Genomic DNA, 25,483 nt, shown 5'->3' with positions numbered 1-25,483 from the left:
GTTTTTTGCGAGAGTTGTGCGGTTTTCGGCTGCTGCACGGAGGGTGCCTGTGCAACAAAAAACCCCTCGTGCCATAAGGCAAGCGAGGGGAGCGCGCCGGGTGGGGTCGCTGAGCGGTCGAGGCTCAGCGTCAGCCGACGCGCTTTCCAAGTACGAGAATTCGGGTGCGCATGGCACTGACCCTCTCCCCGGCACGCACCCACTGTCAAGTAGGTGGGACGGGAGTCTCATTATGTGAGCGCAGAGCCGTGCCGCCACCGATGACGGCGGACACGCCCGAGTTGTACACCCGCGGGGCGCCGCCCGCGAACGCCGGTTCGGACGGTCCGTTCGGCACCGGATAGTGGCCGGCGGCGAGCGCCCTGCGCAGCCGGTACTCGTCGAGCGGCCCGGAGAACGCCATGCCCTGCCCGTGCGTGCAGCCCATAGCGCGCAGGGCGACGACCTGCTCGGGCAGATCCACCCCCTCCGCAACGGACTTCAGCCCGAGGTCGCCCGCGATGCGCAGCAGCCCGCTGGTGATCTTGTGCAGGCGCGCGGACTCGACGACGCCGTCGACCAGGCCGCGGTCGAGCTTCAGCACGTCGACGGGGAGCCGCCGAAGGGCCGTGATCGCCGCGTAGCCGCTGCCGAAGCCGTCGAGCGCGATCCGTACGCCGACCCGCCGCAGGGCGCCCAGGCGCCGCTCCAGCTCGTCCAGCGAGACCCTCGGGTCGGCGTCCGACAGCTCGATGATCAGCGCCCCCGGCGGCAGTCCGTGGCGCGTGAGCAGCGCCTCGATCGAGCCGAGCGGCATCGACCGGTCCAGCAGCCGGCGGGCGCTCATCCGCACCACGACCGGCACGGACAGCCCGGTCGCGTGCCGCTCGGCGGCCTGCTCGACGGCCTCCTCGATCATCCAACGGCCCAGCTCGGCGGTCCTGTCGCCGTCCTCGGCCACGCGCAGGAACTCCGCCGGGGTGAAGAGCACCCCCTGCGAGGAGCGCCAGCGCGCCTGTGCGGACACCGACGTGATCCGGCCGTCGTCCAGGGACACCACCGGCTGGTGCAGCAGGGCGAACTCTCCGTCGTGCAGCGCGGCCCGCAGGCGGGTGGCGAGCTCGGCCTTGCGGACGACGTCCTGCTGCATCTGCGGCTTGTAGAGCTCGACGCGGCCCTTGCCGGCGGCCTTGGCGCGGTACATGGCCAGGTCGGCGTTGCGCAGCAGTTCGCCCGCGCCGAGGCCGGATTCCGCGAAGGCCACGCCGATGGAGGCGTTGACACGGACATCGTTGCCGTCGATGAGGTAGGGCTGGGACAGCGTCGTCCTGAGGCGGTCGGCGAGCTCCAGTATGTGCCGCTCGCGGGCGTCCCGGTCGCGGGTGTTGTCCCCGGCGATCAGGGCCGCGAACTCGTCTCCGCCGAGCCGGGACGCGGTGTCGCCGCGCCGGACGGAGTCCTGGAGCCTGCGGGCGGCCTGGACCAGCAGCTCGTCCCCGGCCTGGTGCCCGATCGTGTCGTTGACGGCCTTGAAGCCGTCGAGGTCGATGAACAGCACGGCCGTGTTCCGCAGGGCCACGCCCCGGTCGGAGGCACGGCGGCCCGAGAGGGCGTGCTGGACGCGCTTGGTGAACAGGGCGCGGTTGGGCAGGTCCGTGAGCGGGTCGTGCTCGGCGTTGTGCTGCAACTGCGCCTGCAGGCGCACCCTCTCGGTCACGTCGCGGCTGTTGAAGATGAGGCCGCCGTGGTGGCGGTTGACGGTCGACTCGACGTTGAGCCAGCCTCCCCCACTCTCGGCTTCGCTCGAGCGGGAGGTGCCCCCACCGCCCGAGCGGAAACGGCACTCGATGCGTGTGGTGGGTTCCTCGACCGGGTCGGCGGCGAGGAACCGGCGTACCTCGTGCACGACGCAGCCCAGGTCCTCGGGGTGGATGAGGTTGGCCAGTTCCGTACCCACCAGCTCCTCCGCCGAGCGGCCGTACACACCGGCCGCGGCCGGGGAGACGTACCGCAGGACGCCACTGGGTGCGGCGATCATGATGACGTCGCTGGAGCCCTGCACCAGGGAGCGGAAGTGGTTCTCCTTCTGCGCCAGTTCCTGGGTGAGGGTGATGTTGTCGAGCAGCATGATGCCCTGGCGCACGACGAGCGCGAGCACCACGGTGCCTCCGGTCAGCAGGACCACGCGGTCGACGCTGCGGCCGTTGAGGACGTTGTAGAGGATCCCCAGGGTGCACACGGCGGCCGCCAGGTACGGCGTGAGGGCGGCGAGGGAGCCGGCGATGGGCCGGCCGGCGGGGTATCGGCTGTGCTCGGCGCCGGGCAGGGGCGCCTGGTGGTGGGTGCCTCCGCGCTGCCCCGGCACGTGCTCGTGCACCACGCGGGTGTGCCCGGCGGCGCCGTGCCGGTCGGAGCCGTGCCGGTCGCCCTCCGCGCGGGCCCCGGCCCACGGGGCGTACGCCAGGAGCAGCGAGCCGGCGAACCAGCCCGCGTCGAGCAGCTGCCCGGAGCGGTAGTCGTGGTGCATGAGCGGTGAGGTGAACAGGGCGTCGCACATCACGGTCAGGGCGAGGGCGCCGATGGCGGTGTTCACCGCGGAGCGGTTCACGGCGGAGCGCCTGAAGTGCAGGGCGAGGACCATGCTCACCAGGGCGATGTCGAGCAGCGGGTACGCCAGCGACAGCGCGATGTGCGCCACGCCGGGCCCTTCCGATTTCGCGGCCTGGGCGAGGGCGAGGCTCCAGGCCAGCGTCAGCAGCGAGCCGCCGATGAGCCAGGCGTCCAGCCCCAGGCAGACCCAGCCAGCCTTGGTCACCGGCCGCTTGGCGAGCACGAGCAGCCCGACGATCGCGGGCGGCGCGAAGCAGAGGAAGAACAGGTCGGCGTAGCTGGGACTGGGTACGGGCAGGCCCAGGACCACCTCGTACCACCCCCAGACCAGGTTGCCCAGGGACGCCATGACCGAGGAGAGGCCGAACAGCAGCCAGGCGGGTCGAAAGCGGGGTCGGCGGCTGCGGGCGTAGAGGAAGCACGAGACGGCGGCGGTGCCGGCCGCGGCGCTCAGCCCGAAGTCGCCCATGAACAGGGCCAGTTCGTAAGAGCCCCAGCCGAACGCGGCGCCGACGGCGTATCCCGCGCAGGCCAGGGCCAGGACGAGTTGGAGGGCCAGGCCCGGCCGGCGGCCGGTGACCGGCGTGCGGGGCAGGAGCGCGCCCGTGGAGGGAGGCTGTGCCCGCAGCGCTCCGTCCAGCGTGGGGGTGGGGGGCGCGCTCACCGGGTCCTCCCGGTCCGCGCGGCTCCCGGGTCCCGCGGGCCCCGGTGGGCCGGCTGGGCATGCCTCCTGCTCCTGCCGGACCTGCGGTGATGATGGCTGTGGTCCGTGTGGTGGTCGGTGCGGTGTTCGCTGTGGCGGGTGTGGTGGCCGACGTGATCGGCGTGCTGACCGCGTCTGCTCGCGGCCGTCCGCCAGGGTCGCCGCCGGCAGCCCCGTCCCGTCGGATCGCTCGTCCATAGGCCGTGCATCGCCTGTCGCCCCCCTCACAGTCTGAAGTGTCCGTCCCCGGCGCCGAACGGTCCCCGGCGCAGCCCCTGTCGGGACGATACACCAGTCTCGTCACTCAGGGACATAGGTTCTCTACGCTCCGTGACGATCACCAGATATATGAGTACCCACCGCACCCGAGGGATTGCGGACGGTACCCGAAGGTCTCTCAGTCGGTTGATGCACCCGTCGTGAGGATCACGTTGCGGAGCGGCTCCCGGTTCACATAGCGGTTCAACTGGTCCACCAGGAGCCGCTTGGCGCGCGGAAGGAACGCGGAGGTGGGTCCGCCGACATGGGGGCTGATGAGTACCCCCGGCGCACGCCACAGGGGGTGTTCGCGCGCCGGCGGCTCCGGGTCGGTGACGTCGAGGGCGGCGGTGATGCGGCCGGTCTCCAGCTCGGCGAGCAGGGCCTTGGTGTCGACGACGGGGCCGCGGGCGACGTTGACGAGGAGCGCACCGTCCTTCATCCGGGACAGGAAGTCGGCTCCGGCCAGGCCGCGGGTGGCTTCGGTGAGGGGAGTGGAAAGGATCACGACGTCCGCTTCCGGCAGCAGTGAGGGCAGGTCGGTGAGCGGATGCACCGGACCGCGCGCCGTGGTGCGCTCGGAGCGCGCGACGCGCGCCACCCGCGCCACCTCGAACGGAACGAGCCGGTCCTCGATGGCCTCGCCGATCGAGCCGTATCCCACGATGAGGACGTTCTTGTCGGCGAGGGCGGGCCGGAACCCGCCGAGCCACTCCCCCCGGTCCTGCGCCCGGACGAAGTCGGGGATCCCGCGCAGCGAGGCCAGGATCAGCGCGAGGGTGAGCTCGCCGGTGCTGGTTTCGTGCACCCCCCGCGCATTGCACAGCCGCACACCCGCCGGCAGCCGCGCGAGCCCCGGCTCCACGTGGTCGATCCCGGCGGAGAGGGTCTGCACGACCCGGACGTTGCTCATCCGCCCCATGGGCCGCACGCACAGCGGGCTGGGCTTCATGTAGGGGACGACGTAGAAGGCGCAGTCGGCCGGGTCCGCGGGGAAGTCCTCCTCACCGTTCCAGAAACGGTAGTCCGGGCCCTCGGGGAGTCCGTCGATCTCGTCCGGCGGGATGGGCAGCCACACGTCAGCAGTCATGCTCTGGAGGCTATGTCAGGAGGGTGTGACGGCAGAGGTTAGGTTGGGGTGGCTCGAACAGGGAGGGTCACGACCAGGTGGAGCGCAGGACGATCGGCGCGGCGGCGCTCGCGGTGGGGGCCGTCGGACTCGGGTGCATGCCGATGAGCTGGGCCTACAGCGCGTCGCGGCGGCGGGGCGACGAGTCGCTCAGGGCGGTGCACCGGGCGCTCGACCTGGGTGCGTCCCTGCTGGACACGGCCGACATGTACGGCCCCTTCACCAACGAGCTGCTGGTGGGGCGGGCGTTGAAGGAGCGGCGGTCCGACGCGTTCGTGTCGACGAAGGTCGGGCTGCTCGTGGGCGACCAGCACATCGTCGCCAACGGCCGCCCCGGGTACGTGAAGCGGGCCTGTGACGCGTCGCTGCGGCGGCTGCAGACGGACGTCATCGACCTCTACCAGCTGCACCGGGCCGACCCCGAGGTGCCGGTCGAGGAGACCTGGGGCGCGATGGCGGAGCTCGTCCAGGCCGGGAAGGTACGCGCGTTGGGCCTGTGTGCGGTGGGCGCGCGGGCCGGCCGCCGGGCCGGGGCCCGGCTGCACGACGGAACGATCCGGCAGCTGGAGCGGGTGCAGCAGGTCTTCCCGGTGAGCGCGGTGGAGGCGGAGCTGTCGGTGTGGTCGCCGGAGGCGCTGGAGGCCCTGCTGCCGTGGTGCCGGACGCGAGGTGTCGGTTTCCTCGCCGCGATGCCGCTGGGCAACGGCTTCCTGACCGGCAGGCTGCGCCCCGGCGCGGGCTTCGAGGCGGACGATCCGCGCGCCCGGCACCCGCGCTTCACGGCCGAGATGATGGCCGCGAACCAGCCGTTCGTCGCGGGTCTGCGCCGTGTGGCCCGCCGGCACGGCACGGGCGTCACGCCCGCCCAGGTCGCCCTCGCGTGGGTGCTGGCCCAGGGCCCGCACGTGGTCCCGGTCCCCGGCGCGAAGCAGGAGCGCTGGGTCACGGAGAACACGGCGGCGACGGAGGTGCGCCTGACGCCGGACGATCTCAGGGAGATAGCCGCGCTGCCGCCGGCCCAGGGATCGTGGGACTGAGGACGGTCTGCGCCCCGGTGCGTTCCGGACAAACCCCGTGTTCCCGCTACGGCGTTCCGTGATCGGGAACCCTCGAGCCGCGAGCGGTGTATGACAGGGAGAAGGACCTGCCCCGTCGAAGGGACCATGATCGTGCAACGTCGAGCCGTCCCGGCCCTGCTGGCCGCCGCCGCGCTCCTGCTGACGGCCGGTTGCTCCTCCGACGAAGGAGACCCGTCCGGCAAGGACGACAGCGCCTCCCCGAGCCGCACGGCCCCGGGGTCGTCCGCACCGCCGCGGCAGGCCGCCGAGGAGACGCCTCCCGCCCGGGGCTCGGTGAAGGTGGTGCGCACCGTCGCCGAGGGCCTGGACTCCCCCTGGGGTCTCGCACCGCTGCCGGGCGGCGGGCTGCTCGTCGCCTCACGGGACGACGGCACGATCGTCCGGGTCGACGAGAAGACCGGCAAGAAGACCGAACTGGGCGAGGTGCCGGGGGTCTCGGCGGCCGGTGAGGGCGGCCTGCTCGGGATCGCCCTGTCCCCCGACTACGCCTCGGACCGCATGGTCTACGCGTACTTCACCTCGGCGTCCGACAACCGCATCGTCCGCATGATCTACGACGGGCAGAAGCCCACCGGCGAGCAGCTCGGCGCTCCCGACACGGTGTTCAAGGGCATCCCCAAGGGCTTCATCCACAACGGCGGGCGTATCGCGTTCGGCCCGGACAAGATGCTGTACGCGGGCACCGGCGAGAGCGGCGACACGGGCCTGTCCCAGGACAAGGACTCGGTGGGCGGCAAGATCCTGCGTCTGACCCCGGAGGGCGAGCCGGCGCCGGGCAATCCGTTCCCGGACTCGCCCGTGTACTCCTACGGCCACCGCAATGTGCAGGGCCTGGCCTGGGACGGCAGGCAGCGGCTGTTCGCCTCGGAGTTCGGGCAGGACACCTGGGACGAGCTGAACGCGATCAAGCCGGGCGGCAACTACGGCTGGCCGGAAGCGGAAGGCCGGTCCGGCGACAAGCGGTTCCGCGATCCCATCGACCAGTGGAGCACGGCCGAGGCCTCGCCCAGCGGCATCGCCCACGCCGAGGGGTCGATCTGGATGGCGGGCCTGCGCGGCAAGCGGCTGTGGCGCATCCCGCTGGACGGCACGGCGGCCTCGGCGGAGCCGCAGGCGTTCCTGGAGGGCGAGTACGGGCGGCTGCGCACGGTCGTCGCGGCGGGCGGCGACAGGCTCTGGCTCGTCACCAGCAACACGGACGGCCGGGGTAGCCCGAAGGACGGCGACGACCGGATCCTGGAACTGCGGGTGACGTAGCCCCGGGAACCGAGGGGGCTGTTCCCTTGCGCCCTCCTCGCCGTCCTCCTACTCCCGCGGCGGACGTGAGCCTGGGAACACAGGGGGTTACTCCCCCGCGCCGTCCTCGCCGTCCTCGTGCTCCCGCGCCGGGCGGACGACGACCTTGCCCGACGCGAGATCTATCGGTCCGCGTCCGGGGTCGCCGTCCCCGACGTCCTCACGGGTCAGTTCCAGGCGGTTCTGCTCGTCGCGGGTGTGCTTGCGGCCGGGCGAGAACAGCTCCTCGAACACGTTGAACAACTGGTCCTCCCTGGGGCCGCGGAGTCCGCGCCGTCCTTTCCAGCGTATGCCTCAGCCCGCGCGACCGGGCATGACCATCTCGGCCGGGAACAGCCCCAGCCGGTGCGCCAGCGCCGCCGCCTCGCCCCGCCCGGAGACGCCGAGCTTCCCCAGGATGTTCGAGACGTGCACGCTCGCGGTCTTGGGTGAGATGAACAGCTCCTCCGCTATGCGGCGGTTGGTGTGACCCGCGGCGACCAGGCGCAGGACGTCCCGCTCCCGGGTGGTGAGGCCGAGGGCGTCGGCGGGGTCGGACCGCGCGGGGCCGGGGGCCCTGGCGGGCGTGAGCTGGAGGCGGGCGCGCCGGGCGAGCGCGGCGGCGGCGTCCTCCAGCGGCCGGGCGCCGAGGTGGCGGGCGACGGTGTGGGCGAGCCGCAGCAGTTCCGTGGCGCGGTCACGCTCGTCCTCGCCGCCGCCGGTCAGCAGCGACTCGGCCAGGCGGTACCGGACGCGGGCGAGGTCGTAGGGCCGGGCCAGGGGTTCGAAGGCGGTGACCACGTCCGACCAGGCGTCCGGGGTGCTCCGGCCCTCGGCGCGGTGGAGTTCGGCGCGGACCCACCGCTCGTGGGCGAGCCAGACGGGGGCGTGGGTGGTGAGGCGCTTGACGGCGGAGAAGACGGTGTCCAAGACCTGCTCGCGGCCGTCGCGGGCGGCGGGCAGGGCCCGGGCGTCGGCCTCGGCGGTGGCCGCCTCGAGCAGCAGCGGCCAGGCGTAGCGCTGGGTGCCGAGCGGGAAGCCGGAGGTGAGGGCGCGGGCCAGTTCGGCGCGGGCGTCGGCCAGGCGGCCCTCGGCGGCGGCGACGGCGACGGTGAGGCAGGAGATCGGCAGATCGTGCTGCGGCATGGGGTCGTGCGGACCGTAGGAGGCGCGGGCCTCGGCGAGGTGTCGGGCGGCCTCGGACACCTGACCGCGGGCCAGGGCGAGGAAAGCCCGGCTGTTGGCGCCCGACCCGTACGGCCCGGCCGTCTGCCCCAGCCGCTGGGCGCTGACGGCCGCCTCGGCGGCCTCGTCCCAGCGGCCGAGGGAGATGAGCGACTCGGCGAGATTGCCCAGGACCCAGCCCTCGGTCTCGGTCAGTCCCATCCTGCCGGTGAGCCGCAGGCCTTCGCGCAGGATGGTCACGGCCTCCTCGGAGCGGCCGATGCCCTCCAGCGTGGAGGGCAGGTTCACATGGCTGCGGCCCAGGACGACCGCGAGTCCACGGGCCACCACTTCGTCCCGGACCTCGTACATATGGGCCAGCCCGGCTTCGATCTGCCCGGCCTCGACCATGAGCCCGCCGAGGGTGAGGCGGGCGTTGGACTCGATCTCGTCGGCGCCCACCATGCGCGCGTACTCGACGGCCCGCTCGGCGGCCGTCAGGGTTTCCGGGCCGGGTTCACGGAGCATCGACCAGTGGGCGGCCGTGGCCAGCACCTCGGCGTGCACCTCGGACGGCGGCAGGCCGCGGACCAGCTCCTGCGCGGTGGCGATCTCCTGCCAGCCGTCACCCCGGGCGAGCCGCTGGACCAGCCGGGAACGCTGGATCCAGAACCAGGCGGTGCGCAGGGGGTCGTCCTCGTCCTCCAGCAGGCGCAGTGCCCGCTTGGTGATCTTCAGGGCGCGTTCGCGCTCCCCGCAGAGCCGTCCCGCCACGGCCGCCTCGGCCAGCAGGTCCAGGTGGCGCAGCGCGGTGGTGGCGGGGTCGCAGCCGCAGGGAGGGTAGACCTCGGTGTAGTCCACGGGGCGCAGGGTGGCGCGTACGGCTTCGGGAGCGGAGTCCCACAGTTCCATCGCCCGCTCCAGGAGCCGGAGTTGTTCGGAGTAGGCGTGGCGGCGGCGGGCCTCGACGGAGGCTTCGAGGACGGCGGGCAGGGCCTTGGCGGCGTCGTGCGCGTGGTACCAGTAGCTGGCCAGGCGGGTCGCCCGCTGATCGGCGGGGACGAGGGACGGGTCGGTCTCCAGGGCTTCGGCGTAGCGGCGGTTGAGGCGGGAGCGTTCGCCGGGGAGCAGGTCGTCGCTGACGGCCTCGCGGACCAGGGAGTGGCGGAAGCGGTAGCCGTCACCGCCGGGCGCGGGGGCGAGGATGCTCGCGTTGACGGCGGCCCGCAGTGCCTCGATGAGGTCGTCCTCGGCGAGCCGGGCGACGGCTGCCAGCAGCCGGTACTCGACGGTGGAGCCGCCCTCGGCGACGATCCGGGCGACCTGCTGGGCAGACTCCGGCAGCCCTTCCACGCGGACGAGCAGCAGGTCGCGCAGGGAGTCGGTCAGGCCGGTCCGGCAGCCCTCGTGGGCGGCGACGGCGAGTTCCTCGACGAAGAAGGCGTTGCCGTCGGAGCGCTGGAAGATCGCGTCGACCTGGTCCGGCTCGGGTTCGTGGGCGAGGATGCCGGCGACCTGGCGGCCGACCTCGTCGCGGGTGAAGCGGGCCAGTTCGAGGCGGCGGATCGTGCGGAGCCGGTCGAGTTCGGCGAGCAGGGGCCTGAGCGGATGGCGGCGGTGGATGTCGTCGGAGCGGTAGGTGGCGAGGACGACGAGCCGGCCGGTGCGCAGGGTGCGGACGAGGTAGGAGAGCAGATGGCGGGTGGAGGCGTCGGCCCAGTGCAGGTCCTCCAGGGCGAGGACGACGGTGTGCTCGGCGGCGACGCGCTCCAGCAGGCGTGCGGTGAGCTCGAAGAGGCGGGCCATGCCGTCCTCGTCGTGCCGCCCGGCCCGCGACTCGCCCAGCTCGGGCAGCAGCCGGGCCAGCTCCTCCTCCTGGCCGGCGGAAGCGGCGGCCAGCTCGCCGGGGAGTTCGCGGCGCAGGGTGCGCAGCGCTGTGGAGAAGGGGGCGAAGGGCAGCCCGTCGGCGCCGACCTCCACGCACCCGCCGAGTGCGACCACCGCCCCGTGGCGGCGGGCGGCGGCGGCGAACTCCTCGACGAGGCGGGTTTTGCCGACCCCGGCCTCACCGCTGATGAGCAGCGCTTGCGGCTCGCCCTCGCCGGCACGTGCGAGGGCGTCGTACAACGTGCCCAGTTCCTCGGCACGGCCGACGAACACGGGACTGACGGACCTGGTCTCCACAGGCCCGAGGATCGCATGCGGGTCCGACGGCGTGAGACCGGTTTTCCGTCGAACGGCCGGAAAAGCGGCCGCCGTTCTTCCGCGAACGACGGCCGCTTCTTCCCGGACGGCCACGGCGGCTGCCGGTCCCGCCCCGGTGCTCACGCCGTCCGGGCGGACCGGAGCCGGCGGAAGCGGCGGCTATGGCTCTCGTGCTCGGCGGAGTCCCCGCCCCCTTCGTGGCGGGCCGCGCGGCGGGCCCGGGCGGCCTCGCGGACCAGACGGGCGTGGTCGGCCCGGCGGATGAGGTCGGAGGTGCGCATCTGCTGGAGCTCGTACTCGTACATGGTGTGTCCTTCGAGAGAGGCCGGTCACGGAGGGTTTCTCCGCGATGACCTCACTCTCGTCTCCCAGGCGGGGCCGCCACATCGGGAGAGTTCCGCATCTTCGGCGGCGCACGGTGCCTTAGACGCGGCCGAGGGGCCTCAGGGACTCCGTAAGGTGCTCACGGAACCGCCTAAGACCCCTCAGGACCTGCGGGCTCTCAGCTCTGGGGCGCTCAGCTCGCGGACGGCAGTCCGAGCAGGATGCCGGTGTACTTGAGGACGGCCAGGAACAGGCCGATGACGCCGAGCGCGACTCCCGCCCAGGCCACGGACTTGATCCAGGGGGCCTGGACCCTGCCCGGCGTGCCGAAGGCGGGCCGGGCCAGCGTGACGACGCCGACGACCAGCGCGATCAGCGCGAACAGGCCGCCCCACAGGGCGGTGGTCTGCCAGGCGTCGCCGTAGACCGCCTGGATCTGCTGGGCCACGCCCGCGTTCTGGGCGGTCTCCAGCTGACCGACGAGGTTCTGGCGCGCGGAGGCGACGGTGCCGATCCAGCTGCCGGTGAGCGAGACGACGCCCAGCGCGGCGGAGACCACGGCGGCTGCGCCCTGGCCGACGCCGGAGGAGCTCTCCTCCTTGGCCGGCGCGTCGTCGGCCGCGGCCGGGACCTCGGTCTGGGGCACCTCGTCGGACTCGGTGGTGTCCACCGCCTTCTCATCGGTCGTGGCCTTGGTGGCCTCGGTCTCGTCCACTGCGTTCGTTGCCATGTCTCGCACCGTAGGGTCGCTGTCTGAGAAGTCTCTTAATGATCGTTGTGAGCCGCACGCACGCGTGCGGCGCGCCACTCGGGCGCCAGCACGGACCAGACTTCGAGATCGTGCCGTACGCCACCATAGGGGTGAGCCTCGCGTCGCACACCGTCGCGGGTCATCCCGAGTCGGCGCGCCACGTTCAGGCTCGGCTGATTGGGGGAAGCGGCGACCCATTCGACGCGGTGGATGCCGCGCTGCTCGACGGCCCAGTCGATGAGGACCCGCATCGCGCGCGTGACCAGGCCCCGGCCCGTGGCGGCGGGCTCCAGCCAGCAGCCGACCTCGCAGTTGCCGGTCGCCGCGTCGAAGTTCAGGAACAGCACCCCGCCCACCAGGGTCCCCTCCAGCCACAGACCGTGCAGGGAGCCGGTGTCGGCGGCGCGCATGTCCGCGTAGCGCTGGAGCTTCGCGCGGGCCGAGGGCAGGTCCGTCTCGGTCGTCCCGAACGGGATGTACCGCCCGATGAAGTCCCGTCCCCGCTCCAGGTGCGCCAGGAACTCCCCGGCGTGCCAGGGCTCCAGGGGCCTCAGCTCGGCGTCGTCACCCAGGGATATCGCGTACATCCCGCTGCCGCTCCTCCTCCGCCAGGACGTCCGCCACCTCGGCGTCCGTCGCGGCGGCCAGCCTCTCATGGGCGGCGCGGCTCTCGGGCGGTTCGATGCTGATGCGCGGCATGCGCTTGTCCAGCCAGCGGGGCAGCCACCAATTGGCCCCGCCGAGCAGGTGCATCAGGGCCGGGACGAGGAGCGTGCGCAGGACGAAGGCGTCCAGGGCGACGGCGGCGGCCAGGGCGATGCCGAACATGGCGATCACCCGGTCGCCGCTGAGCACGAAGGCGAGGAAGACGGAGATCATGATGACGGCCGCCGAGTTGATCACCCGGCTGGTCTCGGCGAGGCCGACGCGCACCGCCCGCCGGTTGTCACCGGTCTCCAGCCACTCCTCGTACATCCGGCTGACCAGGAAGACCTGGTAGTCCATGGAGAGGCCGAAGAGCACCGACACCATGATCACGGGCAGGAAGGGCTCGATGGGCCCGGCGCTGCCGAGGCCGAGCAGTTCGCTGCCCCAGCCCCACTGGAACATCGCGACCACCACCCCGAAGGCGGAAGCCACGGCGGCGACGTTCATCGCGGCGGCCTTCAGCGGGATGCCGATCGACCGGAAGGCGAGCAGGAGCAGCAGACAGCCCAGGCCGATGACGACCCCGACGAAGACGGGCAGCTTGGAGACGATGACGTCGGCGAAGTCGTCGTAGCCGGCCGTCATGCCACCCACCTGCACATCGAGCCCGGTGCCCGACTCGGCGCGCGGCAGCACCTCCTCGCGCAGCCGGTCGACGAGGTCGCTGGTCCGCTTCGACTGCGGGGAGGACTCCGGTACGACGGTCAGGTACGCGGTCCGGCCGCCGGAGTCGAACGTCACCGGGGTCACCGAGGCGACGCCTTCGGTGGCGCGGAGGGTGCCGTCGAGGTTGTCCAGGGCGAGCTTGTCGTCGGCTCCGTCGACCTTCGTGACGAGGGTGAGCGGGCCGTTCACGCCGGGGCCGAATCCGTCGGCGAGCAGGTCGTAGGCCTGGCGGGTGGTCGCCGTCTTCGGGCCGTTGCCCTGGTCGGAGGTGCCCAGGTGCAGGGAGAAGGTGGGCAGCGCGAGGACGCCCATGACGACCAGGGCGACCGCGCCGAGCACCTTGGGGTGGCGTTCCACGAAGGCCGACCAGCGGGCCGCGAAGCCGGTGGGCACCTCGGGTTCCGGGCCGTGCTCCGCGAGGCGGCGGCGCTCGCGGCGGCTGAGCGCGCGCATGCCGATGAAGGACAGCAGGGCGGGCAGCAGGGTCACGGAGGCGGCGACGGTGAGGATCACGGTGAGGCTCGCCGCTATGGCGACGCCGTTGAGGAAGCTCAGCCGCAGGATCAGCATGCCCAGCAGGGCGATGCAAACGGTGGCACCCGCGAAGACGACCGCCCGTCCCGTGGTCGCGACGGCGTTCGTGGCGGCCTCGGTGACGGACAGCCCGCGTTTCAGCCCGCGCCGGTGCCGGGTGACGATGAACAGCGCGTAGTCGATGCCGACGCCGAGCCCGACGAGCATGCCCAGCATGGGGGCGAAGTCGGCGACGGTCATGGCGTGCCCGAGCAGCACGATCCCGGCGTAGGCGGTGCCGACGCCGACCAGCGCGGTGGCGATGGGCAGCAGGGACGCGGCGAGCGAGCCGAAGGCGAGGAACAGCACCACCGCGGCGACGAGCACGCCGACGATCTCGGCGACGTGCCCGCCGGAGGACTGGGTGAGCGCGACGGCGCTGCCGCCCAGCTCCACCCGGAGCCCGTCGGTCTCGGCGCTCTTCGCCGTGTCGACGACGGCCTGTGCCTCGCCCTTGGCGATGTCCTCGGCCTGGTCGTCGAAGGTGACCGAGGCGTACGCCGTGCGGCCGTCCTCGCTGATGCGGCCGGTGCCCGGTCCGTCGTAGGGGCTGGTGACCGAGGCCACGCCGGGGAGGTTCTCGATGCGGTCCAGGGTGCGGGTCATCGTCTGCTCGACGTCGGCGGCGCGGACGCTGCCGGACGTGGTGTGCCAGACGACGGTGTCGCTGTCGCCGCCGAGCCGTGGGAAGCCCTCGTGCAGCAGCTCGGTGGCGCGGCCCGACTCGGTGCCGGGGACCTGGTAGTCGTTCGAGTACGTGGTGCCGGCGACGGCGGCTCCCGCGGCGACCCCCGCGAACGCGAGGAGCCACAGCAGGACGCTGAGCAGACGGCGCTGGACGCACCAGCGGGCGAGGGCTGCCACGGAACGTGCTCCCGGAGTTGCCTTGTGTGGATCTTTGACCGGGAACAGTCGTGCATGAACTGAACAGCCAGCAAAGAACGCATGAGCAATGCGCTGCCACTCTTACAAACCAACGAGATCATTTGTCGGTTTCGTGGGCTTATTCACAGTGGCCGGTCTCAGTCGAACTGATCTCCCAGCGCCATCACCATCACGCCCGCGATCAGCAGCCACAGGGCGCGCCGGGTGCGCCCGCGGGAGCCCAGCAGGGAGGCGGCAGCGCACAGGGCGGCCCCGCCGGCGTAGGCGGCCGGAACGAGCGCCGGAGCGGAGCGGGTGAGGCGGAGCAGTGCCGCGGCGAGGCCGGCCAGGGTCAGTGCGGCGCCGGTGCCCACCGCCGTCCAGCGGGCCCGGCGCGCGTCCTCCCCGGTCTCGGCCGGGCCGTCGGTCCCGTCCTGCCCGGCGGCCGCCTCCGAGTCCGCGTTCTCCCGGCCGGTGTCGGAATCAGGACGTCCACTCATGGCCGTGACGGTAGCGCGCCGGGCGGGCAAAACCGGGTGCGGGTCCGACGGGCGGGCTGCTAGCGTCGGCCGGTCCGAGGAAACGCCCGCGGCCTCCCGCCGCCCGGCCGAAGCAGGTGCATTGTTTGACGGTCCGACCGAGCTCCTCCGCATCCCCGTTCTTCCTCAAGGACTCAAGGAGCCCGTTCACCGATGTCGGACATCACTTCCCGGACCTCGAACGACCCCCTCGCTGACCGTGTGAGCCACCCCCGCTACCCCCGCAGCAACGGCTACGACGCCCGCTGGACCATCGACAACCAGATGGGCCCGCACGCGCTGTGGCTGCTGGAGTCGCTGGCCCCCGCCCTGGGGCTCGACACCCTGAGCCCCGGCTCCCGCGTGCTCGACCTGGGCTGCGGCCGTGCCATGACGTCGATCTTCCTCGCCAGGGAGTACGGCGCCCAGGTCGTGGCCGCCGACCTGTGGATCAAGCCCGACGAGAACGCCGGGCGCATCGCCGAGGCGGGTGTCGCCGACCGCGTCCTGCCCGTGTTCACCGAGGCGCACGACCTGCCGTTCGGCGAGGGCACCTTCGACGCGATCGTGAGCATCGACGCGTACCAGTACTTCGGCACCAACGACCTCTACCTGCCCACCCTGACCCGGCTGCTGAAGCCGGGCGGGCGGATCGGGGTCGTGATGCCGGCGCTGCGGGAGGAGCCGGAGGGCGACGAGCCGCCGGCGCACCTGAAGAAGTACTGGGAGAAGGATCCCGGCTTCTGGGCCTTCCACTCCCCCGCCTGGTGGCGGCGGCTGTGGGCCCGCAGCGGGGCCGTCGAGGTCGAGACGGCCGACTGGCTCGACGACGGCTGGCGCGACTGGCTCCTGTGGAGCGAGGTGTGCGCCGAGGAGAGCACGAGCGAGTTCATGGCCGACATGGCCCGCTGGTCGGTCGAGCTGATGCACGCCGACGTGGAGCACGTCCTGGGCTTCACCCGGGTCGTCGGCCGCCGCGTGTGAGTGACGAGGGGGGATGCACCGGGTCCGGTGCATCCCCCCTCCTCGGGTCCGCCGGGGTCAGCCCTCGCTGACGCCCAGCTTCTCCAGGATCAGTTCCTTGACGCGTGCCGCGTCGGCCTGGCCGCGCGTGGCCTTCATGACCGCGCCGACCAGCGCACCGGCCGCGGCCACCTTGCCGCCGCGGATCTTGTCCGCGACGCCCGGGTTGCCGGCGATGGCCTCCTCGACGGCGGTGGTGAGGGCGCCCTCGTCGGAGACGACCTTCAGACCGCGCTTGTCGACGACCTCGTCCGGGGTGCCCTCGCCCGCGAGTACGCCCTCGATGACCTGTCGGGCCAGCTTGTCGTTCAGGTCGCCCTTCGCGACGAGCTCGGTGACCCGGGCCACCTGCTGCGGCGTGATCGCCAGCTCGTCGAGCGCCTTGCCCGACTCGTTGGCGCTGCGGGCCAGCTCGCCCATCCACCACTTGCGGGCGGAGGCGGCGTCGGCCCCGGCCTCGATCGTGGCGACGATGGGCTCCAGCGCACCGGCGTTGAGAATGGCCTGCATGTCGGTGGCCGAGACACCCCACTCCTCGCGGAGCCGGTTGCGGCGGACCAGCGGCAGCTCGGGCAGCCCGGCCCGGATCTCCTCGACCCACTCACGGGACGGGGCCACCGGGACGAGGTCGGGCTCCGGGAAGTACCGGTAGTCCTCGGCCTCCTCCTTCACACGGCCCGAGGTCGTCGACCCCGTGTCCTCGTGGAAGTGCCGGGTCTCCTGGATGATCGTGCCGCCGGAGGACAGCACGGCCGCGTGCCGCTGGATCTCGAAGCGGGCCGCACGCTCGACGGACCGCAGCGAGTTGACGTTCTTCGTCTCCGAGCGGGTGCCGAACTTCTCGGTGCCGTTCGGGCGCAGCGACAGGTTCACGTCGCAGCGCATCTGGCCCATCTCCATCCGGGCCTCGGAGACGCCGAGCGCCTTGATGACCTCGCGCAGCTCACGGACGTACGCCTTGGCGACCTCGGGGGCACGCTCGCCGGCGCCCTCGATCGGCTTGGTGACGATCTCGATGAGCGGGATGCCGGCGCGGTTGTAGTCCAGCAGCGAGTGCGAGGCGCCGTGGATGCGGCCCGTCGCGCCACCCACGTGGGTCGACTTGCCGGTGTCCTCCTCCATGTGGGCGCGCTCGATCTCCACGCGGAAGGTCTCGCCGTCCTCCAGCTGCACGTCGAGGTAGCCGTTGAAGGCGATCGGCTCGTCGTACTGGGAGGTCTGGAAGTTCTTCGGCATGTCCGGATAGAAGTAGTTCTTCCGGGCGAAGCGGCACCATTCGGCGATCTCGCAGTTGAGCGCGAGGCCGATCTTGATCGCGGACTCGACGCCGGTCGCGTTGACGACCGGGAGCGCGCCGGGCAGGCCGAGGCAGACCGGGCAGGTCTGCGTGTTGGCGTCCTGGCCGAGGGCGGTCGAACAACCGCAGAACATCTTGGTCTTGGTGCCGAGTTCGACATGGACCTCGAGGCCCATGACGGGGTCGTACGACGCGAGTGCGTCCTCGTACGACACCAGGTCGGTCGTGGTGGTCACGGTGAGTACTTCCCTCTCAGCCCAGCAGGACGTCGTCGTCGCCCAGCCGCTTCAGCTCGCGGTAGAGAATGGCCAGGTTGGTGACGACCGCGGCTCCGGTCACGACGGCGTCGAGCAGCCGCAGCGTGTCGTTGTCTCCGCGGGCCTTCTTGATCTGCTTGTAGACACCGACGGCGCCGAACGCCGACGTGGCCATCGACACGTACAGACCGGACTTGGACTTCTTGAAGCCCTTGGCCTTGGACAGTGCGCTCACAGCGACGGAGCCTCCTCGATCAGCGGGTGGCCCCACTTTTCCACGAAGGCGGCCTCGACGGCTGCTCCCACCTTGTACAGGCGGTCGTCCTTCATGACGGGGGCGATGATCTGCAGGCCGACCGGGAGGTTGTCCTCCGGGGCGAGGCCGCACGGCAGTGACATGGCCGCGTTGCCCGCCAGGTTGGTCGGGATGGTGCACAGGTCGGCGAGGTACATCGCCATCGGGTCGTCGGCGCGCTCGCCGATCGCGAAGGCGGTGGTCGGGGTCGTCGGGGAGACGATCACGTCGACCTGCTCGAACGCCTTGTCGAAGTCCTGCTTGATGAGCGTGCGGACCTTCTGGGCGCTGCCGTAGTAGGCGTCGTAGTAGCCGGAACTCAGCGCGTACGTGCCGAGCATGATGCGGCGCTTGACCTCGGGGCCGAAGCCGGCCTCGCGGGTGAGGGAGGTGACCGCCTCGGCGGAGTTCGTGCCGTCGTCGCCGGTCCGCTGGCCGTAGCGCAGGCCGTCGAAGCGGGCGAGGTTGGACGAGCACTCCGAGGGCGCGATCAGGTAGTACGCCGACAGCGCCAGGTCGAAGGACGGGCAGTCCAGCTCGACGATCTCGGCGCCCAGTTCCTTCAGCAGCTCGACCGACTCGTCGAAGCGCTGGATGACGCCGGCCTGGTAGCCCTCGCCGCGGAACTGCTTGACGACGCCGACGCGCATGCCCTCGACGCTGCCGTTGCGGGCGGCTTCGACGACCGCCGGGACGGGCTCGTCGATGGACGTGGAGTCGAGCGGGTCGTGCCCGGCGATGACCTCGTGCAGCAGGGCCGCGTCCAGGACCGTGCGGGCGCAGGGGCCGCCCTGGTCGAGGGAGGAGGAGAAGGCGACCATGCCGTAACGGGAGACCGCGCCGTACGTCGGCTTCACACCGACCGTTCCGGTGACCGAGGCCGGCTGGCGGATGGAGCCGCCGGTGTCGGTACCGATGGCGAGCGGCGCCTGGAAGGAGGCCAGCGCGGCGGAGGAACCGCCTCCGGAGCCGCCGGGGATCTTGGTGAGGTCCCAGGGGTTGCCGGTCGGGCCGTACGCGCTGTTCTCGGTGGAGGACCCCATGGCGAACTCGTCCATGTTGGTCTTGCCGAGGATCACGACGTCGGCGGCCTTTAGCCGCTTGGTGAGCGTCGCGTCGTACGGCGGGATCCAGCCCTCGAGGATCTTCGAACCGACGGTGGTCGGGATGCCCTCGGTGGTGAAGATGTCCTTCAGCGCCAGGGGCACGCCGGCCAGCGGGCCGAGCTTCTCGCCGTTGGCGCGCTTCTCGTCCACGGCGCGGGCCTGGGCGAGGGCGCCCTCGCGGTCGACGTGCAGGAAGGCGTGCACCTTCTCGTCGACGGCCTCGATACGGGCGAGGTGGGCCTCGGTGACCTGCACCGCGGTGAGCTCGCCGGAGGCGATCTTCGCAGCGGTCTCGGCGGCCGTGAGCTTGATGATGTCCGTCATGGCTGTTAGTCCTCCCCCAGGATCTGCGGCACCTTGAAACGCTGCTGCTCCTGGGCCGGGGCGCCGGAGAGCGCCTGCTCGGGGGTGAGCGACGGACGGACCTCGTCCGCGCGCATGACGTTCGTCAGCGGGAGCGGGTGCGAGGTCGGCGGTACGTCTTGGTCGGCGACCTCGCTGACGCGGGCGACCGCGCCGATGATGTCGTCCAGCTGTCCCGCGAAGTGGTCGAGCTCTTCGGGCTTCAGCTCCAGACGCGCCAGCCGGGCGAGGTGGGCGACCTCCTCGCGCGTGATGCCAGGCATGCAGCGATCCTCTGGGGTGAGTGAATGTGGTGTGGCCCAATCCTATGGGGCGTGGGGCCGTGCCCGTGAAACGGTTTGCCCTCCGGGGAGGATCTCCGGACGCACTCAGAGCGCGAAGAGCAGTCCGGCGCCGATCAGGACGACGACCGCGGTGGCGAAGTGGATGCCGAAGGCCACCGCCTTCGTGCCGCCGTGGCGCAGTACGAGCAGTGTGTCGCCGAGCGGCACGAGGGCCACGGCGAGCATGAACCCGGCCTCGGCCCGGACCCCCGCGAAGGCGAGCAGTGCCAGACCCACCAGCCCGAGGGTGCCGTCGCGCACGCCCTTGACGGCCAGGTAGGCACCGGCGTCGCCGCCGGGGTCGGCCGGGACGCCGTATCCGGCGGCCGCGGCGGCGGGCTGGAACAGGAACCGGTAGCCCAGGAACAGGCAGAACACGTTGAGCACGACAGCCAGGGTGTACGCGGTGATGGTCATGGCTCTCCTCGAATTCCGGCAGGCGGCTTCCCGCTGCGCTATCTAGCAACGCTAGGAACAAGTTCGAAGCTAGCAGAGCGTCGACAGGGATACTAGCGGCGCTAGGATTCCTCTCGTGACGATCCAGACGCGCCGGGAGCGCGAACGAGCGGAGCGCGAGCGGCTGATCGTGACGGCCGCACGGGAGCTGGCGGAGACGGAGGGCTGGGACGCGGTGACCACGCGTCGGCTCGCCGACCGGATCGAGTACAGCCAGCCGGTCCTCTACAGCCACTTCACGGGCAAGGACGCGATCATGGCGGCGGTGGCCGTGCAGGGGTGCGCGGACCTGGCCGGGGAGCTGCGTGCGGCGCGCTCGGCGGCCGGGAGCGCCCGCGAGGCACTGGCGGCGGTGGGCGGGGCGTACACCGCTTTCGCCCGGCGGCGGCCCGCGCTCTACGACGCGATGTTCACGCTCGCCGTGGACCTGCCGTTCGCCACCCCCGAGGCGCCGGCGGCCCTGCGGGAAGCCTTCGGCGAACTGGTGCGGGCCGTCCGTCCGATCGCGGCCGAGCGCGCGGACACGGGACTGCTGACCGAGACGTACTGGGCCGGGCTGCACGGGCTGGTGACCCTGATGCGCAGCGGCCGGCTGCCCGAGGAGGCACATGAGCAACGGCTGGCGCTGCTGATCGGCCACTTCGTGCCGCCCGGCACGAGCTGAGCGCCGGCCCGAGGCGCGCCGGGCCGAGCAGGTCGACGGCGGTCACGCTCCATACGGGCCCGCGGTCCGTGTCGCCCGGCAGGCCGGCCGAGCGGAACAGCGAGACACGGCCGGCCCGTGTCCCAGCCGGCCGAGCGGAACAGCGGGATACGGCCTATTCGTCGGCCGTCGCCGCGGGCAGCGCGGCGCGCGGCCGCTGCCACCCCCGGGGCCCCCGCGCCCGCAGCCAGGCCGTGGTCTCCTCCGGGGGCATCGCCGCGGCGACCAGCCAGCCCTGGACGGCGTCACAGCCGAGGTCGCGCAGGCGTTCCCAGGTCTCGTCGTCCTCGACGCCCTCGGCGACGACGAGCAGCCCGAGGGAGTGGGCGAGGTCGACCGTGCAGCGCACGATCTCCGCGTCCTCGGTGTCGACCGCGAGCCGGGCCACGAACGAACGGTCGATCTTCAGCTCGCTCACCGGCAGCCGGCGCAGGTGCACGAGCGAGGAGTAGCCCGTGCCGAAGTCGTCGAGCGACATCTTCACGCCGTGCGCGGTCAGTTGGTTGAGGGTGTCGGCGGCACGCTGCGGATCCTCCAGCAGGACGTGCTCCGTGATCTCCAGTTGGAGCGCTCCCGCCGGGACGCCGTGCCGGGCCAGCCGGGCGGCGACGGAGCCGGCGAAGCCGGGGGTGTGCACATCACGCGGGGAGACGTTCACCGCGACCGGGACGAACAGGCCCTGGTCCCGCCAGCGCGCGACCTGGCCGAGCGCGGTCTCCAGCACGTACTCGGTGAGGTGGGGCATCAGGCCCGAGGACTCGGCGATCGCTATGAACTCGTCCGGCGGCACCTTCCCCCGCTCGGGGTGCACCCAGCGGACCAGCGCCTCCAGGCCCGCGACCTGCCCGTCGAAGCGGACCTTGGGCTGGTAGTGCAGATGCACCTCGTGCGCGTCGAGGGCGCGGCGCAGATCACCCAGCAGGCCGAGGCGGTCGGGGGTGTTGGAGTCGCGCTTGGACTCGTAGACCTCGACGCCGGTGCGGTCCCGCTTCGCCTGGTACATCGCCACGTCCGCACGGCGCAGCAGCCCCTCGGCGTCCAGGGCGTGGTCGGGGAAGACGGCGACCCCGGCGCTGGCCTCCAGGACGAGCGTGAGGCCGTCGAGGTCGAGGGGAGAGCTGAGGGCGGCCACGAGGTTGCGGGCCACGCGGGTCGCGGAGGTCGTGGAGTCGGCGACCGGGAGTAAGACGGCGAACTCGTCCCCGCCGAGCCGGGCGGCCTCCGCCCCGCGCGGCAGCGCCACCCGCAGCCGGTCGGCGATCTGCAACAGCAGCCGGTCACCGGCCAGATGTCCGAGCGTGTCGTTGACCGACCGGAACCGGTCGAGGTCGATCAGCATCAGGGCGGCTCGGGCGTCGATCCGCTCCGCGTCGTCCAGCGCGGTCCAGATGCGCTCCAGCAGCCACTGGCGGTTGGGCAGCCCCGTCAGCGGGTCACGCAACTGCTCCTCCGCCCGGGCCCGGGCGATCCACAGGGTGGAGTCCAGGGCGATCAGAGGGATGGAGAACAGCGGCAGCAGGATGGGCTTGGCCACGGCGACCACGCAGAGCAGCGGCGCGATGCCCAGCAGGGCGATGGCGACCAGGCCCTGCCTGACCAGGGCGGTGCGGGCGACGGTGGGCAGGCCGGGGCGCGGGGCGTGCAGGTACCAGAGCAGGACGCGGGTGACCATCAGGTAGGCGACGGCGACCAGGAAGACCTGGGGGGCGGTCGCGAGGGTCCAGGCGGCGGGGTCCGCCGGGGACTCGACGGACGGCACGGTGCCGAAGACGCCCAGCACGAGCGCGCCGGCGCCGATGCCGAGGAGGTCGACCGCGCCGTGCAGCACGCCCTGGCGCCAGCGGTTGCGGCGGGCCGTGCCGACCAGCACGACGACCGTGAGGCTGACCATGCCGGCCGGAACCCAGCCGTAGAGCAGCAGCACGGCGAGGGTGAGGGCGGCGCCCGAGCCGGTGCCGCCCCACCAGCGGGAGCGGCCCAGCATGACGAGGTGGCCGACGATGATGCCGGTGAGCACGGCCAGCGACCAGCCGGCCGTGCCGGCCGGGAAGAGCGCGTGGCCGCCGGTGAAGGCCCGGTAGAAGCCGGCGCTCAGGACGAACCCGGCCGCCGCGACGACGGCCGCGGGCAGCGTGGGCCAGGTCTGGTGCCGCTCGCCGCCCTCGTCCGGATCGGCGCCGGCCGGCCCGGGAGTGTGTTCGACGGTCGGCTGTGCCCCGGGGCCGTCCGCGGCGCGCCCTGCGCCGCCGCCCCCGTCCGGGGTGTACTGTCCGACGGCGCGCACCTCCGCACCCGGACGCCCCGCCGACCACACGGCCTCACGGACCGCACGCCATGCGTCCGCCATGCGGCGCAGGTGCAGCCGTGAGTCCGGCGCGGCGCTCTCGGTCGGTTCCATTCCCGTCCCTCTCACAGCCGGCGGTGCCCCACGCCCCGCGGCCCGGTGCCCGACAACCCTTGGGCGGCCCGCGTCGGAAAGCCCTTCCCCGCGCTCTGTGCGAGCACGAAGATGCCCCGACCGCAGCTGGGCACGGCGGGCGCACATCTCAACAGTAGGCCGCAGAAGGCTTCCACGGGCAGCGGTCGCCGACGGTTGCCCGAATGCGCCCCGGCCACCCGTATGCATCTGGTATGCGCCGAACGGGTGGCCTTCAACCGCTACTCCTCGGCCGAAAGAGCGACTTCGGCCGCCGCGTCCGGTCCCTGCTCCAGCAGGACGCCGAATCCCTCCTCGTTCAGGACCGGAACCTTCAGCTGCATCGCCTTGTCGTACTTCGATCCGGGGCTGTCACCGACCACGACGAACGACGTCTTCTTCGAAACCGAGCCGGTCACCTTCGCTCCGCGGCTCTGCAGCGCCTCCTTGGCGCCGTCCCGCGTGAAGTGTTCGAGCGTGCCGGTGACGACGACGGTGAGGCCTTCGAGCGGGCGCGGCCCCTCGTCCTCGCCGGTGCTCTCGGCCTCCATGCGGACGCCGGCGGCCTTCCACTTGCGGATGATGTCGCGGTGCCAGTCCTCGGCGAACCACTGCTTGAGGGAGGCGGCGATGGTCGGGCCGACGCCCTCGGTGACCGCCAGCTCCTCCTCCGTGGCCTGGTCGATGCGCTCGATCGAGCGGAACTCGCGGGCCAGTGCCTCGGCGGCGACGGGCCCGACGTGACGGATCGACAGGCTGGTGATGACGCGGGCCAGGGGACGCTCCTTGGCCGCCGCGATGTTCTCCAGCATGGCGACCGCGTTCTTGCGGGGCTCGCCCTGCTGATTCGCGAAGATCGTGGCGATCTTCTCCTCGCCGGTCTTCGGGTCGCGTTTGGGCAGGCCGCTGTCCGGGTCGAGGACGTACGCCTTGATGGGCAGCAGCCGCTCGATGGTGAGGTCGAAGAGGTCGCCTTCGTCGACCAGAGGCGGGGTCTCCGGCTCCAGCGGGGCGGTCAGGGCTGCCGCGGCGACGTAACCGAAGTGCTCGATGTCCAGGGCCTTGCGGCCGGCGAGGTAGAACAGGCGCTCGCGCAACTGGGCCGGACAGGTACGGGCGTTGGGGCAGCGCAGGTCGACGTCGCCCTCCTTCATGGGCCGCAGCGCCGTGCCGCACTCGGGGCACTCGCTCGGCATCACGAACTCGCGCTCGCTGCCGTCGCGCAGGTCGGCGACGGGGCCGAGGATCTCGGGGATGACGTCACCGGCCTTGCGCAGCACGACCGTGTCCCCGATGAGGACGCCCTTGGCCTTGACCACGTCCTGGTTGTGCAGCGTGGCGAACTCGACCTCGGAGCCGGCGACCGTGACCGGCTCGACCTGGGCGTACGGGGTGACGCGGCCGGTGCGGCCCACGCCGACGCGGATGTTGACGAGCTTGGTGTTGACCTCCTCCGGCGCGTACTTGTACGCGATCGCCCAGCGCGGGGCGCGCGAGGTGGAGCCGAGGCGGCCCTGGAGCGGGATCTGGTCGAGCTTGACGACCACACCGTCGATCTCGTGCTCGACGGAGTGGCGGTTCTCGCCGAAGTAGGCGATGAACTCCCGGATGCCTTCCAGGCCGTCGACCACCTTGTTGTGCCGGGAGGTGGGCAGGCCCCAGGTCTTGAGCAGGTCGTAGGCCTGGGAGAGGCGGGTCAGGCCGGTGAAGCCCTCCAGAGCGCCGATGCCGTGGACCACCATGTGCAGGGGCCGGGTGGCGGTGACGCGCGGGTCCTTCTGGCGCAGTGAACCGGCCGCCGCGTTGCGCGGGTTGGCGAAGGGCTTGTCGCCGGCCTCCACCAGGCGGGCGTTGAGCTCCTGGAACTTCTCCATCGGGAAGTAGACCTCGCCGCGGATCTCCACGAGGTCGGGGACGTCGTCGCCCTTGAGGCGGTCGGGGATCTCCGCGATCGTCCGCACGTTCGGCGTGATGTCCTCGCCGGTGCGGCCGTCACCGCGGGTGGCCGCGCGGGTGAGGCGGCCGTGCTCGTAGGTGAGGTTCACGGCGAGGCCGTCGACCTTCAGCTCGCACAGGAAGTGGTACTCCTGCTCGCCCAGTTCCCTGGCGATGCGCTCCGTCCAAGCGGCCATCTCCTCGTCGTTGAACGTGTTGTCGAGGGAGAGCATGCGCTGGCGGTGCTCGACCGCCGTGAACTCCGTCGCGTAGGACCCCGAGACCTTCTGGGTCGGCGAGTCCGGCGTGCGCAGCTCCGGGTGCTCCTCCTCCAGCGCCTCCAGGGAACGCAGCAGCTGGTCGAACTCCGCGTCGCTGACGACGGGAGCGTCCTTCACGTAGTAGCGGAAGCGGTGCTCCTCGATCTGCTCCGCGAGGCGCGCGTGCTTCTCCCGTGCCTCGGCGGGCACCGTCGTCGTCTCCGCTTGCTTGTCGCCGGCCAC

20 protein-coding genes are annotated in these 25,483 nt (G+C 72.1%); 4 read left to right on the top strand and 16 right to left on the bottom strand.

The window, feature by feature from the left end; translation table 11 throughout:
* Window positions 1-205: 205 nt before the first annotated feature.
* A complete protein-coding gene (locus tag ABTX60_RS11255) occupies window positions 206-3,253 on the bottom strand; it encodes a putative bifunctional diguanylate cyclase/phosphodiesterase (protein WP_352096832.1) in 3,048 nt (1,015 codons plus the stop codon).
* A 436-nt stretch (window positions 3,254-3,689) separates the two neighbouring features.
* Complete coding sequence (locus ABTX60_RS11250; RefSeq protein ID WP_352096831.1) at window positions 3,690-4,640, bottom strand: 2-hydroxyacid dehydrogenase; 951 nt, start codon at window positions 4,638-4,640, stop codon at window positions 3,690-3,692.
* 77 nt (window positions 4,641-4,717) lie between these two features.
* Between ABTX60_RS11250 and ABTX60_RS11245 the strand changes: the two genes are divergently transcribed.
* Together ABTX60_RS11245 and ABTX60_RS11240 are read left to right on the top strand one after the other, a co-directional pair.
* Window positions 4,718-5,716, top strand: a complete 999-nt coding sequence (locus ABTX60_RS11245) for an aldo/keto reductase (protein WP_352096830.1) — start codon at window positions 4,718-4,720, stop codon at window positions 5,714-5,716.
* A 126-nt stretch (window positions 5,717-5,842) separates the two neighbouring features.
* A complete protein-coding gene (locus ABTX60_RS11240; protein ID WP_352096829.1) occupies window positions 5,843-7,015 on the top strand; it encodes a PQQ-dependent sugar dehydrogenase in 1,173 nt (390 codons plus the stop codon).
* 87 nt (window positions 7,016-7,102) lie between these two features.
* On the opposite strand, the gene ABTX60_RS11235 is transcribed toward ABTX60_RS11240, so the two are convergent.
* The 7 genes from ABTX60_RS11235 to ABTX60_RS11205 all read right to left on the bottom strand — a co-directional run bounded on the left by ABTX60_RS11235 (window position 7,103) and on the right by ABTX60_RS11205 (window position 14,788).
* Window positions 7,103-7,288: a DUF6191 domain-containing protein gene (locus ABTX60_RS11235; protein ID WP_352097030.1), complete on the bottom strand. Its 186-nt coding sequence runs from the start codon at window positions 7,286-7,288 to the stop codon at window positions 7,103-7,105.
* A 60-nt stretch (window positions 7,289-7,348) separates the two neighbouring features.
* Complete coding sequence (locus tag ABTX60_RS11230; protein ID WP_352096828.1) at window positions 7,349-10,381, bottom strand: helix-turn-helix transcriptional regulator; 3,033 nt, start codon at window positions 10,379-10,381, stop codon at window positions 7,349-7,351.
* Window positions 10,382-10,521: 140 nt separating this feature from the next.
* Window positions 10,522-10,707 (bottom strand): hypothetical protein, encoded by a 186-nt coding sequence (locus ABTX60_RS11225; protein ID WP_344458951.1) that lies wholly within the window; start codon window positions 10,705-10,707, stop codon window positions 10,522-10,524.
* A 212-nt stretch (window positions 10,708-10,919) separates the two neighbouring features.
* Window positions 10,920-11,456: a hypothetical protein gene (locus tag ABTX60_RS11220; protein WP_352096827.1), complete on the bottom strand. Its 537-nt coding sequence runs from the start codon at window positions 11,454-11,456 to the stop codon at window positions 10,920-10,922.
* Window positions 11,457-11,491: 35 nt separating this feature from the next.
* Window positions 11,492-12,064, bottom strand: a complete 573-nt coding sequence (locus ABTX60_RS11215) for a GNAT family N-acetyltransferase (RefSeq protein ID WP_352096826.1) — start codon at window positions 12,062-12,064, stop codon at window positions 11,492-11,494.
* Window positions 12,042-14,288: an MMPL family transporter gene (locus ABTX60_RS11210; RefSeq protein WP_352096825.1), complete on the bottom strand. Its 2,247-nt coding sequence runs from the start codon at window positions 14,286-14,288 to the stop codon at window positions 12,042-12,044. The genes ABTX60_RS11215 and ABTX60_RS11210 overlap by 23 nt, the downstream gene beginning before the upstream one ends.
* A 158-nt stretch (window positions 14,289-14,446) precedes the next feature.
* Window positions 14,447-14,788, bottom strand: a complete 342-nt coding sequence (locus ABTX60_RS11205; RefSeq protein ID WP_352096824.1) for a hypothetical protein — start codon at window positions 14,786-14,788, stop codon at window positions 14,447-14,449.
* A gap of 192 nt (window positions 14,789-14,980) precedes the next feature.
* Between ABTX60_RS11205 and ABTX60_RS11200 the strand changes: the two genes are divergently transcribed.
* A complete protein-coding gene (locus ABTX60_RS11200; RefSeq protein ID WP_352096823.1) occupies window positions 14,981-15,790 on the top strand; it encodes an SAM-dependent methyltransferase in 810 nt (269 codons plus the stop codon).
* Between the two features lie 57 nt (window positions 15,791-15,847).
* Here ABTX60_RS11200 and gatB read toward each other — a convergent pair whose 3' ends face one another.
* The 5 genes from gatB to ABTX60_RS11175 all read right to left on the bottom strand — a co-directional run bounded on the left by gatB (window position 15,848) and on the right by ABTX60_RS11175 (window position 19,887).
* The gene (gatB, locus tag ABTX60_RS11195) at window positions 15,848-17,362 is read right to left on the bottom strand and encodes an Asp-tRNA(Asn)/Glu-tRNA(Gln) amidotransferase subunit GatB (RefSeq protein WP_352096822.1); all 1,515 of its coding nucleotides are present in this window, start codon (window positions 17,360-17,362) and stop codon (window positions 15,848-15,850) included.
* A 16-nt stretch (window positions 17,363-17,378) separates the two neighbouring features.
* On the bottom strand, window positions 17,379-17,618 hold the full coding sequence (locus tag ABTX60_RS11190) for a hypothetical protein (protein WP_019329755.1): 240 nt from the start codon (window positions 17,616-17,618) through the stop codon (window positions 17,379-17,381).
* Window positions 17,615-19,108 (bottom strand): Asp-tRNA(Asn)/Glu-tRNA(Gln) amidotransferase subunit GatA, encoded by a 1,494-nt coding sequence (gatA, locus tag ABTX60_RS11185; RefSeq protein ID WP_352096821.1) that lies wholly within the window; start codon window positions 19,106-19,108, stop codon window positions 17,615-17,617. The genes ABTX60_RS11190 and gatA overlap by 4 nt, the downstream gene beginning before the upstream one ends.
* 5 nt (window positions 19,109-19,113) lie before the next feature.
* Window positions 19,114-19,410: an Asp-tRNA(Asn)/Glu-tRNA(Gln) amidotransferase subunit GatC gene (gene gatC, locus ABTX60_RS11180; protein WP_018531282.1), complete on the bottom strand. Its 297-nt coding sequence runs from the start codon at window positions 19,408-19,410 to the stop codon at window positions 19,114-19,116.
* Between the two features lie 105 nt (window positions 19,411-19,515).
* The gene (locus tag ABTX60_RS11175; protein ID WP_352096820.1) at window positions 19,516-19,887 is read right to left on the bottom strand and encodes a DUF4267 domain-containing protein; all 372 of its coding nucleotides are present in this window, start codon (window positions 19,885-19,887) and stop codon (window positions 19,516-19,518) included.
* Between the two features lie 115 nt (window positions 19,888-20,002).
* On the opposite strand from ABTX60_RS11175, the gene ABTX60_RS11170 reads away from it, so the two are divergent.
* Window positions 20,003-20,590 carry a TetR/AcrR family transcriptional regulator gene (locus tag ABTX60_RS11170; protein ID WP_352096819.1) on the top strand — a complete coding sequence of 196 codons (588 nt, stop codon included), beginning with the start codon at window positions 20,003-20,005 and terminating at the stop codon, window positions 20,588-20,590.
* A 154-nt stretch (window positions 20,591-20,744) separates the two neighbouring features.
* Here ABTX60_RS11170 and ABTX60_RS11165 read toward each other — a convergent pair whose 3' ends face one another.
* Window positions 20,745-23,027: a putative bifunctional diguanylate cyclase/phosphodiesterase gene (locus ABTX60_RS11165; RefSeq protein WP_352096818.1), complete on the bottom strand. Its 2,283-nt coding sequence runs from the start codon at window positions 23,025-23,027 to the stop codon at window positions 20,745-20,747.
* A 260-nt stretch (window positions 23,028-23,287) separates the two neighbouring features.
* The gene (gene ligA / locus ABTX60_RS11160; RefSeq protein WP_352096817.1) at window positions 23,288-25,483 is read right to left on the bottom strand and encodes an NAD-dependent DNA ligase LigA; all 2,196 of its coding nucleotides are present in this window, start codon (window positions 25,481-25,483) and stop codon (window positions 23,288-23,290) included.

The sequence above is a fragment of the Streptomyces sp. NPDC126510 genome (assembly GCF_040302345.1).
GTDB lineage: Bacteria > Actinomycetota > Actinomycetes > Streptomycetales > Streptomycetaceae > Streptomyces.
This window is presented reverse-complemented; position numbering and strand designations above follow the sequence as displayed.

Coding starts and splice junctions, on each gene's coding strand:
- ABTX60_RS11250 (WP_352096831.1), bottom strand. CDS start 4,640: ATGACTGCTGACGTGTGGCTGCCCATCCCGCCGGACGAGATCGACGGA.
- ABTX60_RS11240 (WP_352096829.1), top strand. CDS start 5,843: ATGATCGTGCAACGTCGAGCCGTCCCGGCCCTGCTGGCCGCCGCCGCG.
- ABTX60_RS11225 (WP_344458951.1), bottom strand. CDS start 10,707: ATGTACGAGTACGAGCTCCAGCAGATGCGCACCTCCGACCTCATCCGC.
- ABTX60_RS11220 (WP_352096827.1), bottom strand. CDS start 11,456: ATGGCAACGAACGCAGTGGACGAGACCGAGGCCACCAAGGCCACGACC.
- ABTX60_RS11215 (WP_352096826.1), bottom strand. CDS start 12,064: ATGTACGCGATATCCCTGGGTGACGACGCCGAGCTGAGGCCCCTGGAG.
- ABTX60_RS11205 (WP_352096824.1), bottom strand. CDS start 14,788: ATGAGTGGACGTCCTGATTCCGACACCGGCCGGGAGAACGCGGACTCG.
- ABTX60_RS11200 (WP_352096823.1), top strand. CDS start 14,981: ATGTCGGACATCACTTCCCGGACCTCGAACGACCCCCTCGCTGACCGT.
- gatA (WP_352096821.1), bottom strand. CDS start 19,108: ATGACGGACATCATCAAGCTCACGGCCGCCGAGACCGCTGCGAAGATC.
- gatC (WP_018531282.1), bottom strand. CDS start 19,410: ATGCCTGGCATCACGCGCGAGGAGGTCGCCCACCTCGCCCGGCTGGCG.
- ABTX60_RS11175 (WP_352096820.1), bottom strand. CDS start 19,887: ATGACCATCACCGCGTACACCCTGGCTGTCGTGCTCAACGTGTTCTGC.
- ABTX60_RS11165 (WP_352096818.1), bottom strand. CDS start 23,027: ATGGAACCGACCGAGAGCGCCGCGCCGGACTCACGGCTGCACCTGCGC.